General features: G+C 63.4%; 16 protein-coding genes. 6 read left to right on the forward strand and 10 right to left on the reverse strand.

Annotated elements, in window-relative coordinates:
- Positions 1-26 precede the first annotated feature (26 nt).
- A complete protein-coding gene (gene glnA / locus E3O39_RS01700; protein ID WP_134446491.1) occupies positions 27-1,364 on the forward strand; it encodes a type I glutamate--ammonia ligase in 1,338 nt (445 codons plus the stop codon).
- A gap of 6 nt (positions 1,365-1,370) precedes the next feature.
- The gene (locus E3O39_RS01705; RefSeq protein ID WP_134446492.1) at positions 1,371-4,403 is read left to right on the forward strand and encodes a bifunctional [glutamine synthetase] adenylyltransferase/[glutamine synthetase]-adenylyl-L-tyrosine phosphorylase; all 3,033 of its coding nucleotides are present in this window, start codon (positions 1,371-1,373) and stop codon (positions 4,401-4,403) included.
- A 444-nt stretch (positions 4,404-4,847) separates the two neighbouring features.
- Here the strand turns inward: E3O39_RS01705 and E3O39_RS01710 are convergent, their stop codons facing one another.
- The gene (locus tag E3O39_RS01710; RefSeq protein ID WP_134446493.1) at positions 4,848-5,099 is read right to left on the reverse strand and encodes a helix-turn-helix domain-containing protein; all 252 of its coding nucleotides are present in this window, start codon (positions 5,097-5,099) and stop codon (positions 4,848-4,850) included.
- Between the two features lie 233 nt (positions 5,100-5,332).
- On the opposite strand from E3O39_RS01710, the gene E3O39_RS18850 reads away from it, so the two are divergent.
- Complete coding sequence (locus tag E3O39_RS18850; RefSeq protein WP_166787264.1) at positions 5,333-5,479, forward strand: hypothetical protein; 147 nt, start codon at positions 5,333-5,335, stop codon at positions 5,477-5,479.
- A gap of 59 nt (positions 5,480-5,538) precedes the next feature.
- Here the strand turns inward: E3O39_RS18850 and E3O39_RS01715 are convergent, their stop codons facing one another.
- From E3O39_RS01715 to E3O39_RS01750, 8 genes are all read right to left on the reverse strand, one after another.
- Complete coding sequence (locus E3O39_RS01715; protein WP_134446494.1) at positions 5,539-6,342, reverse strand: tail fiber domain-containing protein; 804 nt, start codon at positions 6,340-6,342, stop codon at positions 5,539-5,541.
- Positions 6,343-6,532: 190 nt separating this feature from the next.
- Entirely contained in the window at positions 6,533-8,038 is a 1,506-nt protein-coding gene (locus E3O39_RS01720) for a phage major capsid protein (RefSeq protein WP_166787265.1), read from the reverse strand.
- A 294-nt stretch (positions 8,039-8,332) separates the two neighbouring features.
- On the reverse strand, positions 8,333-8,554 hold the full coding sequence (locus E3O39_RS01725; protein WP_134446496.1) for a hypothetical protein: 222 nt from the start codon (positions 8,552-8,554) through the stop codon (positions 8,333-8,335).
- Positions 8,555-8,816: 262 nt separating this feature from the next.
- Positions 8,817-9,248, reverse strand: a complete 432-nt coding sequence (locus E3O39_RS01730; protein ID WP_166787266.1) for a phage terminase small subunit P27 family — start codon at positions 9,246-9,248, stop codon at positions 8,817-8,819.
- Positions 9,249-9,775: 527 nt separating this feature from the next.
- A complete protein-coding gene (locus tag E3O39_RS01735; protein WP_134446498.1) occupies positions 9,776-10,003 on the reverse strand; it encodes a hypothetical protein in 228 nt (75 codons plus the stop codon).
- Between the two features lie 223 nt (positions 10,004-10,226).
- A complete protein-coding gene (locus tag E3O39_RS01740; protein ID WP_134446499.1) occupies positions 10,227-10,562 on the reverse strand; it encodes a helix-turn-helix domain-containing protein in 336 nt (111 codons plus the stop codon).
- Between the two features lie 154 nt (positions 10,563-10,716).
- Positions 10,717-11,298 (reverse strand): hypothetical protein, encoded by a 582-nt coding sequence (locus E3O39_RS01745; protein WP_134446500.1) that lies wholly within the window; start codon positions 11,296-11,298, stop codon positions 10,717-10,719.
- Positions 11,295-11,477: an AlpA family transcriptional regulator gene (locus tag E3O39_RS01750; protein WP_134446501.1), complete on the reverse strand. Its 183-nt coding sequence runs from the start codon at positions 11,475-11,477 to the stop codon at positions 11,295-11,297. The genes E3O39_RS01745 and E3O39_RS01750 overlap by 4 nt, the downstream gene beginning before the upstream one ends.
- Before the next feature lie 139 nt (positions 11,478-11,616).
- On the opposite strand from E3O39_RS01750, the gene E3O39_RS01755 reads away from it, so the two are divergent.
- Both E3O39_RS01755 and E3O39_RS01760 read left to right on the forward strand, forming a co-directional pair.
- The gene (locus E3O39_RS01755; protein WP_134446502.1) at positions 11,617-12,363 is read left to right on the forward strand and encodes a hypothetical protein; all 747 of its coding nucleotides are present in this window, start codon (positions 11,617-11,619) and stop codon (positions 12,361-12,363) included.
- The gene (locus E3O39_RS01760) at positions 12,338-13,435 is read left to right on the forward strand and encodes a site-specific integrase (protein ID WP_134446503.1); all 1,098 of its coding nucleotides are present in this window, start codon (positions 12,338-12,340) and stop codon (positions 13,433-13,435) included. The genes E3O39_RS01755 and E3O39_RS01760 overlap by 26 nt, the downstream gene beginning before the upstream one ends.
- Here the strand turns inward: E3O39_RS01760 and glnA (E3O39_RS01765) are convergent.
- Positions 13,423-14,847: a type I glutamate--ammonia ligase gene (gene glnA, locus E3O39_RS01765; RefSeq protein ID WP_134446504.1), complete on the reverse strand. Its 1,425-nt coding sequence runs from the start codon at positions 14,845-14,847 to the stop codon at positions 13,423-13,425. The genes E3O39_RS01760 and glnA (E3O39_RS01765) overlap by 13 nt on opposite strands.
- A gap of 144 nt (positions 14,848-14,991) precedes the next feature.
- Here glnA (E3O39_RS01765) and E3O39_RS01770 point away from each other — a divergent pair, with 144 nt between their 5' ends.
- Positions 14,992-15,435 carry an RDD family protein gene (locus E3O39_RS01770; RefSeq protein ID WP_134446505.1) on the forward strand — a complete coding sequence of 148 codons (444 nt, stop codon included), beginning with the start codon at positions 14,992-14,994 and terminating at the stop codon, positions 15,433-15,435.
- Positions 15,436-15,466 lie beyond the last annotated feature (31 nt).

A 15,466-nucleotide genomic window follows, 5' to 3' on the forward strand; every position in this document is an offset into this window, starting at 1 on the left:
CTAGTGATCAACAAGAAAGGGCGTGGATGGACAAGCAGCGCGACTTCGTTCTTCGTACCATCGAGGAACGGGGCATCAAGTTCATTCGTCTCTGGTTCACGGACGTCGTCGGCACCCTGAAATCGGTGGCGATCGCACCGGCCGAGGTCGAGGGCGCATTCGCAGAGGGTCTCGGTTTTGACGGCTCGGCCATCGAGGGCCTGACCCGGTCCTTTGAAGCGGATGTCCTCGCACATCCGGATCCCACAACGTTCCAGATTCTGCCGTGGCGGGGCGAAGTCGACCCGACCGCACGCATGTTCTGCGATATCACGACCCCCGACGGGCAGCCCGCGGTTGCCGACCCGCGCAACGTGCTCAAGCGCACGCTTGCGAAAGCGGCGGATCGCGGCTTCACGTTCTACACGCATCCTGAAATCGAGTTCTACCTCCTGAAGTCGTCGAAGTTCGGCAAGGACGGGCCGGTGCCCGTCGACTCCGCCGGATACTTCGACAACGTCCCCGGCGGAACGGCCCACGACTTCCGGCGGCGTTCCGTGCGGATGCTCGAGGAGCTCGGCATTTCGGTGGAGTTCAGCCACCACGAGGCCGGCCCCGGCCAGAACGAGATCGACCTCCGGTATGCGGACGCCCTCTCGACGGCCGACAACATCATGACTTTCCGCACGGTCATCAAGGAGGTCGCTATCGAGCAGGGCGTCTACGCGACGTTCATGCCGAAGCCGATGTCCGACCAGCCTGGCTCGGGCATGCACACCCACCTGTCCCTCTTCGAGGGCGAGACGAACGCGTTCTACGAGGCGGGCGCGCAGTACCAGCTGTCCCGCACCGGGCGTCAGTTCATCGCGGGCCTGCTCAAGCACGCACCGGAGATCACCGCAGTCACGAACCAGTTCGTGAACTCGTACAAGCGGCTCTGGGGCGGGGATGAGGCGCCGAGCTTCGTCTGCTGGGGCCACAACAACCGGTCCGCGCTGATCCGCGTGCCGCTGTACAAGCCGAACAAGGGCAACAGCTCCCGCATCGAATACCGGGCGATCGACTCCGCAGCGAACCCGTACCTCGCATACTCGCTCATGCTCGCTGCCGGCCTCAAGGGCATCGAAGAGGGCTACGAGCTGCCTCCGGAAGCCGAGGACAACGTCTGGGGGCTCAGCGACACCGAGCGCCGCGCACTCGGTTACCGCCAGCTGCCTGCGAGCCTCGACCACGCCATCCAGTTCATGGAGGAATCCGAACTCGTCGCCGAGACCCTGGGCGAGCACGTGTTCAACTACGTGCTGCTCAACAAACGGCAGGAGTGGAAGGAGTACCGCTCCCAGGTCACTCCATTCGAGCTGCAAAAGAACCTCGAGATGTTGTAGCGCACGATGGCGCGAGAGGCGCTGACCCTCACCGAACTTGCGAGGGTCGGCTTCGCTGAACTCGGTGAGGTCCGGGCGTGCCTCGACGAGGTCGTCACCAGGGGCGGGCCCGATTCGGCAGAACTCTTGCCGTTGCTCGCCCGCACGGCGAGCCCGGACGCAGCACTCTCCGGCCTGATCGCCCTGCTGCGGCAGGCACCGGCGGAGCTCCTGGCCCTCCTGGCCTGCCCGGGCGCTCCGCTGCGCCTCCTGCTCGTGCTCGGCGCGTCCCGCGGCCTGACCGATTTCTTCCTGCGGCACCCGGAGGAGCTCGGCGTCCTGGCCACCCGCTCACGGTCCCTTCCCGGCCCCGAGGAACTCACCCGGGATCTGCTCGCCTCGGTCGGGGCCGTCGACGGCTTCGCTGCCCTCGTCGACGACGCCGGCTGGGTTGCGCTCCGGGTGCGGTACCGGCGGAGGCTCGCGGAGGTCGCCGCTTTCGATCTCGAACAGGCTGACCCCGTCGCCGGCCTTGACGGTGTCGCCAGGGCGCTGTCCGATCTCGCCGCCGCCGCGCTGGAGGGGTCCCTCGCCGTCGCGCGAACGATGGTGGCTGCCCCCGTTGCCGCCCCTGGCGTCTTCCCCGTCGACCAGGTGCGCTCCACCCGGCTCGCCGTGATCGGCATGGGCAAGGCCGGGGCGAGGGAGCTCAACTACGTCAGCGACGTCGACGTCATCTTCGTCGCGGAAGCAGACCCCGAAACCGGGCTCGAGTCCGGTCGTGCGGTCGACATCGCAACCAGGCTTGCGATCCTGCTGATGCGCGGCCTCAACCAGCCGACGCTCGAACCCGAACTCTGGGAGGTCGACCCGAACCTGCGTCCAGAGGGAAAGTCGGGGGCGCTCGTGCGTTCCCTCGACTCACACATCGCGTATTACGAGCGGTGGGCGAAGAGCTGGGAATTCCAGGCCCTGCTCAAGGCGAGGCCGCTCGCCGGCCATGCCGGGCTCGGTGAACGGTACCTCGCCGCGGTCGGTCCGAAGGTGTGGACGAGCGCCAGCCGGGAGAACTTCGTCGAGTCGGTGCAGCGGATGCGGGAACGGGTGACCGACAACATCCCCGACGACGAGGTCGATGTCCAGCTCAAGCTCGGCCCCGGCGGGCTGCGTGACATCGAGTTCACCGTGCAGCTCCTCCAGCTCGTTCACGGCCAGGCCGACGAAGACGTGCGACAGGCCGGTACCCTCCCCGCACTCGCGGCCCTCGCCGAGTCCGGCTACGTCGGTCGCGCGGAAGCGGCGGAATTCTCGCAGGACTACCGGATCCTCCGGTTGATGGAACACCGCCTGCAGCTCTACCGCCTGCGACGTACCCACCTCGTGCCGCGCGACGAGGCGAGCCTGCGCATCCTCGCCCGGGCGACCGGACTCGCCTCGGGAGCCGCCCAGCTCAGCACGCGCTGGGCGGACACCAAACACCGGGTGCGTGGACTGCACGAGCGCCTCTTCTACCGGCCTTTGCTCTCCGCCGTTGCCGCGCTGCCCGATGGTGAGCTCGTTCTCACGAGCGCGCAGGCCGAGGCCAGGCTCGCGGCGATCGGTTTCCGCGACACCAAGGGCGCCTTCGCCCACATCGCCGCGCTCACCGGGGGCGTTTCCCGTCGGGCGACGATCCAGCGCCACCTCCTTCCCGTCCTCCTGCAGTGGTTCTCCGAGGGTGCCGACCCCGACTACGGCCTGTTGGCCTTTCGGCGCCTCAGCGACAGCCTCGGGTCGACCTACTGGTTCCTGCGGATGCTTCGTGACTCCTCCGGCGCCGCCGAACGGCTGACCCGGGTGCTGTCCTCGTCCCGGTTCGTCGGCGAACTCCTCGAAACCATTCCGGAGTCGGTCGCATGGCTCGAGAACGAGAACGACCTGCGTCCGCGGCCCCTCGCCGTGCTGCGCGCAGAGTCCCGCGCGGTCCTGGCACGCCACCAGACGCCGGAAGCAGCGGCATCCGTCCTCCGTACGGCGCGGCGCCGCGAGATCCTGCGCCTGGCCTTCTCGTCCATCCTCGGCAGGATCAGCATCGACCAGCTCGCGACGGGCCTGACCGACGTCACCGCGACCGTGATCGAGGGCGTCACCGCGGCGATCCGCGGCACCGGCCTCCGGGGCGAGCCCGACGGCGACGCGGACGGCATCGAGTTCGCCGTGATCGGCATGGGCCGGTTCGGGGGAGCCGAGCTGGGCTTCGGGTCCGACGCCGACGTGATGTACGTGTTCCGGGCCGGAAAACTTACCGGCGAGGCCGCGCATGCCCGGGCGATGTTCATCGCGAGGGAACTCAAACGCCTCACCGAGGACAGCCGCCTGCCGCTCGACCTCGACCTCGGGCTGCGCCCGGAGGGCAAGAACGGGCCCGTCGCCCGATCCCTCGACTCGTACGAGGCGTACTACCGGCGCTGGTCGCTGACCTGGGAGGCGCAGGCGCTGCTGCGGGGCAGGGGCGTCGCCGGCGATGCCCGGCTGCTTGCCGACTTCGAGACCCTCGCGGACTCGGTTCGTTTCCCGCTCGCGATCGACGACCAGGCTGTCCGGGAGATCAAACGGATGAAGGCCCGCGTCGAGAAGGAACGGTTACCGCAGGGCGCAGACCCGAACCGGCACCTCAAGCTCGGCCGCGGATCGCTCAGCGACGTCGAGTGGTTCGTCCAGCTGTTGCAGTTGCAGCACGCCGCGGCGATCCCCGAGCTGCGCACGCACTCGACCCTCGGTGCACTGCAGGCCGCCGCCAGGGCCGGGCTCGTGAGCGACTCGGATGCCGAGACCCTCCGGGCGGCGTGGATCTTCGCCTCCCGCTGCCGGTCCGCGATGACCCTGTGGATGAACCGGACTGCGGACACCCTCCCGACCGACCGCATCCAGCTCGAGGGCATCGCCCGCATCCTCGAATACCCGCCGGGCTCCGCCAACCGGCTCGAAGACGACTACCTCGCCGTCACCCGGCGCGCCCGCGCCGTGTTCGAGCGTCGCTTCTACGGCCCCGTCGAACACGCGGGCCCGTTCGCCGGCTGACCGGGGAACGACGAACGGGCCGTACCCCGAGAGGTACGACCCGTTAGGGTCAGGCTCGGTGCGGTTTAGACCCCGTAGTACAGTTCGTAGTCGTCTAAGGGTATTGGGCACCGTTGGGAGTAGTGGAGTTCCGCGTGATTATGCGGAACTGTCGGTTGCCCACGATAGGCGAGAATCGGCCATTTGCGCACTTCTTGCGGACTAACTGCGGACTCAGGCCAAGTCGCGCTCGCTACGGCCGCGCGTACGGGAGTGAATCAAGCCACGCTTGCAGCTCAGAAGCGAGGATGATGCGCTTGGAACCGACATACCGGACGATCAAGGCTTGATCCTCGATGAGCTTGCCGATGGTGCGCTCTGACACCCCAACGGCCGCGGCAGCGCCAATCACCGAGTAGGCCAGGGGGGCGGGAGCTGACTCAAGGTCTCCGGGGTTTCGCGGCGTCACTGCCGACCCCGCTGTACTCTCCGCAGTGAACTCTCTGTAAGTCCCCAGGGGTTGGGTGGGGCTTCTGGCAACTGAGTCGTATTCGCAGTCACGTAAGCCTCGATCGCCGCACGAGGGAATGTAATTTTGTTGCCCTGTTTCAGGTATGCGATCTTTCGCTGACTCACAAGACGGCGCAATTTTGTTGGCTCGATCTTCAGGTATTCAGCGGCCTGCTCAAGGGAATTGATGTCGTCGAGTTCGCCCATTGCGCAACTCTAGTTTGCGTATCCGTCGAGCGAGGTGCACTCTGGCGGCATGGATGAGCTCGACTACCTGGATACCCCGAACTGTCCCCAGTGTCTCGAGCCTATGCTGGCGGTCGTCGGTGCATGGTGGTGCGTAGAGTGCCTCGAGGTCGTGCGTGCGGGCACATAAGGCTTATTCAGGGTCTTAGGCTGAGCATTGCAGCCGTTCAGCTGCACAAACTGAGGGGGAGATCATGGCAACTGCTGTTGCTGCAATCAACGCAATCCGAGAATCGGGCACCGAGACGGCCGCGTGGGATGCCATGCTCGAGCTTGCGGCGAGGATCGATAAGTTACCCAAGGATATTGCTCGACAAAACAACGCGCGCGCTGCGGTCTAATCACGAAAGAACGACGCCCCGGACTGTTGTGGAGTCGGGGGCGTCGTTCTTGTGGAGAGCTATCCCTCGAGGGCTGCGAGTCGTGCCTCGATGGACTGCGCCCAGGGGATGACGAGCAGGGCGAGGCGTTCGTACTTGAGGCCCGTCGGCTTGTGGTCGCTGTCGTAGTCGACGAGCCAGTGGAGGCCGAGAGCGTCCACGTCTTCCGCAATGAGGCCCAGCTCTGTCTCTGCCTGATCGCCCAGGTTGTCCACGGCGTCGATGTAGCGGAAGGTGACGAGTTGCAGTGCGGTGAGTAGTGCCGGGTCGAGGGTTGTCGGGGTGATGTCCTGTTTGAACTGGCGCGACGAGGGAACGTAACCCATCGTGCCGTCGACGTGGACGTACTGGGCCTTGTAGCCGCCGCCGTAGGTCAGGAGCGTCGTGTAGACGCCCGTGGACGCGACACCCGACCCGAACGTGCCCGTGGCTCCGCTGACTGCCCCTGTAGCGGTCACAGTGCCGGTAGCGCTGACGTTGCCCGTGACGTGTGAGCCTGCGGGCGGGTTTGCTACGAGCGACTGAATCGCCGCCGTTGTCATCGAGTTGGCGCGGATGGAGGCCTGCACGGTCGAATCGATGTTGACGAGGGTGTCGTCGACGTGGGCCGAGAGTGCGGTCACCGTGGCGATTGTGTTGTTCACGGTGACGACGGTTGCGTTGACCGTGTCGAGGGTGTCGTTGGCCCTCTTGACGACGGGGCCGATCGAGAGCGCGATGCTGGCGTTGAGTTCGAGGATATAGCGCTCAATGTCTCTGAACTTGCGCGGGATCCAATCCTCGCCTGCTGGGGATGCGTTGCCGATATTGCCTGGACCGAACATGGTGTGTCCTTCGTTTCAAAGTTGTGGGGAGAGTGAGGAAGGCCCGCGCCGCGTGTGCAGTGCGGGCCTTCACTAGTTCGGGCAGGCGGGGCTTGTCGGTGATCTAGTCCGAGTAGCCCCGCCTTCGATTCCGTGATCCGGGGAGGAAACCTACGAAAGAACCCGGCGGTGACGTTGACCCTTGCGCCGGCTAGAAGCCGGTCAGAACTACGAGTGCCGTCGGCCGGGAGACTCCGAGGGTCAGGCGCTCGGTGGCCTTGATCTTGACCTTGCCGCTGATGAAGTCGGTTCCGTCCGAGTTGGTCATGTTCAGCGTGACTCCTTCGCGGACGAAGAGCTGAGTGGCGAGCTCGAGGTTGCCCATGACAATGACCCCGGGCAGAATTTGCGTGGTCTGAAGCACGGGGGTGCCCCACACATCGGAGACGGTCGACTGGCCGGGATCGCCGAGGACGTAGTTGCCCAAGGTGTTCTTGGTGCGGCGGATCGCGCTCCAGGTGCTCGGATTGATGATGATCAAGTCCGGCTCGCAGAAGCTCGGCCCGTTACGCAGATCGGTGATGCCCTGTTCGATGATGTCGAGCGCCGTGTCAGCGGCACCCTTCGCGCGGGACAGGGTGCCGGGGGTGTTGAGCAGGCCGAGGAGGTTGTCTCCGAGTCCATCCCCGTTGAGTACCTGGTAGTTCTCGCAGTCAGTGATGAGGCGTTGCAACTCGACCTCGGTGTAGGAAGAGAACGTCGCGAAGTCGGCCAGCAGTTCATCGACAACTGTCGTGAAAATGCCGATCTTTCGCGCTGCGAGAATCGTCGGCACAGTCGTCAGCGACACCTCGGGCATCTGTGCGCCAGCGTGCACGGTGGTTGCACCGGCTGTGCGGTCCACGGTCGGGATGCTGGCGTTCGTGCCCGCTGCGCCCAGGTCGGTGTAGGTGACGGTCGCGCCGCCTGCGATGACGGCCACGAGGATGTTCTCAGCGCCCGCAGCGGTGCCACGGTAGAGGCGGTATCCGTTGGCTCCGGTGATCGCGGTCCAGTTGATCGGCTGCTTCTGTGCGGCGGTGAGGGTCGCGGTCAGTTCGTTGGACGCGAGAGTCTCGCCGCTCGTGTTCACAGCAGAGAGCTTCCAGAAGTAGGTGTTGGCCGCGAACGTACCGCCCGCTGCTGCCACACCGAGGCTGATGACAGGGGTACCAATCCCGGCCGCGTTGCTGACGTGGGTCAGAAAGTCGACTGACGGCCCGGTCATCGGGGTCGAGGGGATGTGTTCCAGGAGCCGCGTAGGTTCATGCAGACGCGTCACTGTACCGACGTAGGCCGCGGGGAGCTGCGTCCGAGTTGCGTCCGACGACGCTGCATCCTTGAGTTCAATGCGGAGATTCTGGCCGCTCTTCGCGGCCATATAGAGGCCCTGCTGCATCTCGGGGGAGAGCTTGATGTTCGGCGTTGCGAAGCCCTTGACGGCGCGTCCACTGGCCACGGCGGACTGGAACGAGCTGCTCATAGACTCGCCGCCGCCCATGAGCAGGTTGGACTGTTCGTGGATGGCGATGGTGTTCTTGTGACGCTTGGACTCGAGGGTGAGCGCGTCGAGGCGGTTCATCTTCTCGGCGTTGGTGAGGCTGGCGTTCTTGCTGACAGCAAGGGCTTTGGTGCCGATTTCGTCGAGTGCGCGCTTGGCTTCGATCAGGCTGGACATGGGAGTTCTCCAAAGGTGGGATGAGGTTGGAGGCACTAGCGGCGGGATCGCGGCAGTGCCGGCGAACATGCGCGGCCCAACAGATAGGGCGGCACTGTTTGAGTAACACAAGCGGTGATTCACCGGCTTGTATCTCACCAGCGGCGGCGGCATCTTTCGAAGCGGCGGCGGCTGACTCAATGTCCACGGGAGAACGGGCACTAACTCGAACAGCATAAGTATAGCAGTAGGAAATGAAAAAAGGGGCCAAACACGCAATTTCTTTCGAATTGGTGTCTGGCCCCTTTTGGGTGACTAGTCGGCTACGTAGTCCGGGCAGTCCGGTTCGTGGCGTTCTTCGGTGGCCTGCAGAAGTCCGTCGGAATCGGCACCGATCGCGGTGACGGTCGCGTTGCAGTGAGGGCACTTCCAACTTGCCAGGGCGGCGGCACGCTCGATGCGGGCTAGGAAGTGTTCAGGCGGGGGAACTGGCATCGGCGGGAACTTGTAGTTCGGATCGAACGGGTTTTCAGTCATCAGATCTCTTCTTTCATTTTTGTCAGCCAGGTGAGGCCGTCTGCGGGGTCGTACATTGTCGAATCGGCACCAAGCGCGTAACCGATCACACGCTCACCGTTCGGGCCGAACGGGTGAGCGAATGTTGGGATGACGCCTCGCCCGAGTGCGTCGAGTGTTCTCACGATGGAGGCGCGAGCGTCCGTGTCCGAGCACGGAATGAATCGAGCCCTCTTGCGGTCGAACCTCATGTGAATGCGCGTGAACGGCGGCTGAGGGGCGCTCATGACCATGCCCCGCCCTGTGTGTCGGCGGGCTCATCTTGCAGGCCCATCTTTCCGCGCGCGTCGGGAGTCAGGCCCAGTTCGCGGGCGAGGTAGCGCAACTGTGACGATATTTGAGTTAACGCTACGAGAGCGGGGTTCTTCACGGTGCGCGCCCGATCGGATTCGCTGCGGCCCTGCACGAGGATTCCACCCCCTGCCAGCTCTGCGGCGGTCATCAGATACAGCGACCAGGTGAGGCAATAGGCAGTCAGAATGGCCCTGTCACCCTCACGGAACCGCGTCTGTTGGTCCGCGAACACTTCGCCCAAGCGCACCCATTCCGCAGCGCCGGCCCCGTCCAGCATGGTGGGCACGGTGTCAAAGTTGAGGCCGGTCCCGCCGACCTTCGCATCAGAGTCCAGATAGTAGACATTCGCGTCACGGCCCACGGGGGTAGCCCTCCGATTAGACATTAAGGGCACCCCCGAAAGCTACCCAAACTGACTTTGAACCGCGGCGGCGTGAACAGTGCTCCCCCACGGTGCCGGTGGATGAATCTGTTTGCGATTGCGGCCGGCCTGGGTGCGTCATGACTCGCCGCGCTTCGGGTTGCCGAATCCACCGTCACGACTCGCAGTCTTACGGCTGTGGTGTGACGCGGACATGGCGCACAAATTCGCGTAGTCGAATCCTCGCGGGCCTTTGGGTCCATTGCCGTCCCGATGGTCAACCTGCGTGGCATCGGGACGCTTCCAGGAGGGCAGTGCTGCACACTCGTCGCACTCGCACTGTGGGTGGTAGTGCAGGTACTTCTTGGCATGCTCTGCCCAGCGCGTGTCGTATCCTCGGCTGGTCCGCGAGCCTCGACGCGCCTCGGTCTCTTTGTGCGCTTCTGCTGCGCACTCCGGGCATTTGCCGCCGCCGTAGACGAGAGTTCCGCACCTGTTTGTGCAGAGGCTCGGGGGAGAGATAGGGCTCATGGCTGCACCATCTCGAGCGGGTGCGGTGTGGTGACTCTGTCATCGAGGAGCGCCTGGACTGCAGCGATGTGTTTGCACTCGTGCGTGTCCGGGTCGGCGAGGCAGGCACACGACCAGAACCGCCGGCTTCCCCACTTCACAAGCAAGCCGTCCACGACAGCCAGGACGGCCGGGGACTTGGACCGAATACCAGCGACCCGGATGATCTTGACGTTCATGTTCATGGCTTCACTTCCAATCGAAGGAACATCGATGAAAGAACGCGCGGTCGCTTCGGAGAAGTGACCCTGATCTCAAGTGACTTATCTTGTATCTGGTCACTAACTGATAGTGCGCAGTTCTTTCCGGTCCGATGCACGAGAATTTCCGGTACGTTGCACTGGAACTGCCGACGGTACTCACGGGTATTGCCGTCGGTGAGTCGAGAATCCGGCAATTCTTTCCGGTTCATCCGTTCCACCTGATCCACTCGGGGTCCTTTTGCCGATACGTGTCCGGGACCTCGAGCAGGTAGACATTCCGGAGCCACTTTCCGCTCTCGCCCCGCCGCTTCTCGATGGTCACCACTCCACATGCGACCAGCATCTTTATGTGCGTCTGAACCGTCCGCACGCTCTGACCAGTTCGCTCGGCGATCCTCTCGTGGCTGGGGAACGCGTACCCGTATTCGGGATTCTCGTGTTCCGCGAGGCACAGCAACGTGATTTTTTCCTTCATCGGAGCGCTGACATCCCCCCTTTTCCACCTGAGGTCCCACGCCCAGTTGCGTGCTGAGATACTCACTCATCACTCGCCCCTTCTGAGATCTCCGTGATGATGAAACGCTCACGAGGGACCTCGGGCTGGTTATCGCCATTCGCGAGAAAGGCCATGGTCATCGAACCGGGATCCACGACCCATCCGCTTCGGTTGGTCACCTTCCAGGTGCGAGCGGAGCTCACAGCGCATCCTGAGCAACGAACGACCCCTGAGGGAAGCGAGCGAACACTGCCGAGAGTTCGGCATCCGTGAATCTCGCTCTCACGATGTCCGCAGCGGGGAAGTCCACGCCAGCCGGGTGGGCGTCAAACCAGGACCGGAGCTTGGGGGTGATGACCGGCGGGCAGTGCTCGAGCCTGTCGAGCGCTGAGTTGAGTTCGCGGACGTTCCGCGCCTGCGTGGCGATCGCTAGAGCGAGCTCGATGCCCTCGGTGGCGGTGAGCTCACCACGGACGGGGCTCACTTCGACGTAAAGCCTCCAACGCCCGCCCGTGGTCGAATCCATCGTGCCGTGCGCATCGAGTGGCAGGTCGCCCTCGTAGCCGGCAGCGTAGTGCAGGTTGAGCACGGGGTTCTCGTCGGCGTGGCTGCTCTCGTCGTCATAGGGGCCTGTGCAGCCGATGACGGGGCAAGGGCTGTTGGTGACGATGGTTGCGCTGCTATTCTTGTTCAAGTTGATCGTTTCCTTTGTTGGGTTGTCGGTTACTTCGCCCTCGAATGAGTTCCAGCTCATCTCGGGGGTTTTTTCTTGGGTGCTCATGCTGCGGACGAGGCAAACGCCGCTTCGATGTAGGCCTCAATGTCAGTCACCCGGAACATTCGGCGTCCGCCGATCTTGGCTGAATTTGGCGCTGTCCCGCAGTGGATCATCCAGCGCAACTGCGCGGGTGACTTGCGAAGCTGTTCTGCTGTCTCGTCAAGGGTGAGGAGGCTATTCACTGTATCTCCAACTGTTCAGTTTTCGCTTACTCGTTGATCGAGGTAAGCGCTTATGGAATAACCATAGGGGGTGTTGTGGGGTTATGCAAGTATTGAACAGAAATAGCATGATATTGTTCGTTTTGTGAATACTTCAAAGGTGGTCAAGTACTCGATCGAGGACCTGCCGAGCGACGCATGGGACGTACGGCGAACCAAACAGGTCGCTCGCGCGATTCTTAGAGCCAAGACATCTCTCAATGTGACGACTGGGCAATTGGCTGAACGCTGCAATCACTTCCTTGGCGATCCAGAGGCAGTCAAAACATCCACCTTGAATGGACTCTTTGCCGGCAAGCGCCGAGCAATTTCGTCCACCGAGTTAGAGATGTTCTCTGCTGTTCTCATGGTCTCAGTACTCGAGTTGCTCTATCCAACGGGCGAAATGATTGAAATCCGACCGGGATCAGTCGTCTCAAGTTCCGATGCCCTTGTTGGTGCGCTGGGAGTAACGTTCGTCATCGGGCAGCATTCGGTGTACAACGGCGGAAGGGACGCGACGGTCCTCGAAGTCGTGCAACGCGCGCACATGGTGGACACCTACACGGGTAGGACGATTCATGCGCTGCGATCTTGGGGACCAGAACACTCACAGTCGAGGATCAATCTCGAGCAACTGAGATACGCGGCATCCAACCTCAACGCACGAATCAGAGCGCTGGCTTCGTTGGGCGAAACACCGCCGACAATTCCGGCATCAGCGTCGTGGGCGCTCGGTCTCAACGAGGAGGCGATAACCGGCGAATTTATTCTTTCCGCCGTGGAGCCTCTCTTCGCTGGCAAGGGCATTTCCATTGGTGACTACCGCTTAGGAGGAACCGTTGTCGAGCATCCAGAAGCGTCCTAACGGGTCCTGGCGCGCCCGATACCGCGACGAGGCAGGCAATGAGCACGCCCGACACTTCCCGCGCAAGATCGACGCACAGACTTGGCTAGACGAGGTCACGGCGTCCGTCGTCACCGGAACCTATCGCGACCCAAAGACTGCGAAGTTGACAATGGGGGAGTGGTGCCGAACGTGGCTAAAGGGCTATGAGATGCACCGGCCTTCAACGGTCCGTCAGGCACGGTCGCACATCAAGCACATTAACGCGGCGTTCGGTGATCGGCTTCTTTCGAGCGTGCGACCGTCCGAAGTGAAGGCTTGGACGGTGCAGCTGCGCTCGGATGGTCTGGCGGTCTCGACGGTCTACGCACTCCACGCACGCTTGTCGCACATCTTCTCCGACGCTGTACACGATGGCCTACTTACGCGCTCTCCGGTGAGCCGTCGCACGTCGCCAGGGGCAGCGAAACAACGTGCCTACGTGGCAACAACAGCGCAAATATGGGCACTACACGATGCCATGCCGGAAGGGATGCGCCCAGTCATTCTCCTGGGAGCCTTCGCCGGTCTGCGGGTCGGCGAGATTGCCGCCCTCCGCGTCACGGACGTTGACCTCATGCGCGGCATCATCAGCCCCACTATCCAATACCCGTCCGAGCCGTTGAAAACGGAAACCTCGAAGCTGCCGGTGCCGATCCCGATCGAACTGTGCCTGGAGATCAACCGCGTGCCGGCCGAGTGGGAGAGTTCCACCTTCGTCGTCGGCGCGTACGGTCGGCCCGTGGCCCCGTACACGATCGAGACGGCGTTCCGGGCGGCGCGTGCGACCGTCGAGGGCCTGCCCGATGGGTTCCGCATTCACGACCTGCGGCACTACTACGCATCACTGCTGATCGCGTCGGGCTTGGACGTGAAGGTTGTTCAGGCGCGCATGCGGCATGCGTCCGCGACGACGACGCTCAACACGTACAGCCACCTGTGGCCAGACAAAGACGAGTCCGCACGGGCTGCCGTCAAAGACGTTTTCGCAGCGCGTGCGGACTCGTTGCGGACTATGCCCGCTACTTCCGTGCGTTCTAGCTACACCCCGTAGTACAGTTCGTACTCGAACGGGTGCGGACGCTGCGCGAGCGGCTTGATTTCCTGCTCGCGCTTGAAGCTGACCCAGGTCTCGATCAGTTCGGGCGTGAACACGTTGCCGGCGAGGAGGAAGTCGTGGTCGGCTTCGAGGGCCAGCAGCGCCTCCACGAGGGAAGCGGGAACCTGCGGGATGTTCTTGGCTTCTTCGGGCGGGAGCTCGTAGAGGTCCTTGTCGACCGGCTCGTGCGGCTCGATCCGGTTCTTGATCCCGTCGAGGCCGGCCATCAGCTGGGCGGCGAAGGCGAGGTACGGGTTGCCGGAGGCGTCGGGCGCGCGGAACTCGATGCGCTTGGCCTTCGGGTTGGTGCCCGTGATCGGGATGCGGATCGAGGCCGAGCGGTTACCGGCAGAGTAGACCAGGTTGACCGGGGCTTCGAAGCCGGGGACGAGGCGGTGGTACGAGTTCACCGAGGGGTTGGTGAACGCGAGGACGGCCGGGGCGTGCTTGAGCAGGCCGCCGATGTACCAGCGGGCGATGTCGGAGAGTCCGCCGTAGCCGGCCTCGTCGTAGAACAACGGCTTGCCGCCGGACCAGAGGGACTGGTGGGTGTGCATACCGGAACCGTTGTCGCCGAAGAGCGGCTTGGGCATGAACGTCGCCGTCTTGCCCCACTCGTGCGCCGTGTTCTTCACGATGTACTTGAACTTGAGCAGGTCGTCCGCCGCGTGGACCATGGTGTCGAAGCGGTAGTTGATCTCGCCCTGTCCGCCGGTGCCGACCTCGTGGTGGCTGCGCTCGAGGATCAGGCCTGCGTCGATGAGCTTGAGGCAGATGTCGTCACGCATGTCGACGTGCTGGTCGACGGGGCTGACGGGGAAGTATCCGCCCTTGTACGGGGTCTTGTTGGCGAGGTTGCCGCCCTCTTCCTTCTTGCCGGAGTTCCAGGCGCCTTCGCTGGAGTCCACGGCGTAGAAGCTCGAGTACTGGTTCACTTCATAACGCACGTCGTCGAAGATGTAGAACTCGGCTTCGGGGGCGAAGAACGCGGTGTCGGCGATGCCGGTCGACTCGAGGTACTTCTCGGCCTTCTTCGCGACCTGGCGGGGATCCTTGGAGTAGATCTCACCGTTACGCGGGTTGTAGATGTCGAAAAGCATAATGAGCGTGCGTTCGGCGCGGAAGGCATCGACGTATGCCGTCGTCACGTCCGGGATGAGCTGCATGTCCGACTCGTGGATGGACGCGAAGCCGCGGATCGACGAACCGTCGAACATCTGCCCGACCGTGAAGAATTCCTCATCGACGGTCGACGCGGGGATGTTGAAGTGCTGCTGCACACCAGGAAGATCGGTGAAGCGAATGTCAAGAAACTTGACGTCAGTGTCCTTGATGAACTTGAGTACTTCTGACGAATCGCGGAACATGCGGTTTTACTCCAAACGACGAGGGCGTTAATGACAGAAAGTCGCGCACGGCGGCTACCCAGAGAGTATTACGGCAGCATTACTCAACTGTGACGACTTTGTTTCTCACATGTTACAGGCGGGGCCCTTGGCTAGGATCATCCCGTGCCTCCCTCTGCCTCGCAACCGACCACCTTCGGACAGCTCCCGCCGAGCAGATGGCCGGGGGAGCGACTCGGGCTTCCCGACGCCGGCCCACTGTCCATCGGCCGCGCCGGGCGACGGATGCTGGGACTCCTGATCGACTATGCCCTCGCGATGGCGCTGGCATTCACGGTGTTCCGCTATACCTTCCTCGACTACAACGGTTTTGTCGTGACCGGGACCTATGTTCTGCTCCAGGTCGTGTTCATCCCGACGATCGGCGGCAGCATCGGCCACCGCCTCGTCGGACTCCGGGTGATCCCCCTCGCGGGCGGCTGGGTCGGTCCGTGGCGGCCGATTGTGCGTTCCGTGCTTCTCGGCCTGGCATTCCCCGCACTGGTCTGGGACTCCGACCAGCGCGGTTTCCACGACAAGGTCGCAGGAACCGTCCTCGTCCGCGGCTGAGCCGCGCGCCTGCGGGCAGACGCAAGAACCC

It is taken from the genome of Cryobacterium sp. MDB2-A-1 (assembly GCF_004402675.1).
Classification (GTDB): Bacteria; Actinomycetota; Actinomycetes; order Actinomycetales; family Microbacteriaceae; genus Cryobacterium; species Cryobacterium glucosi.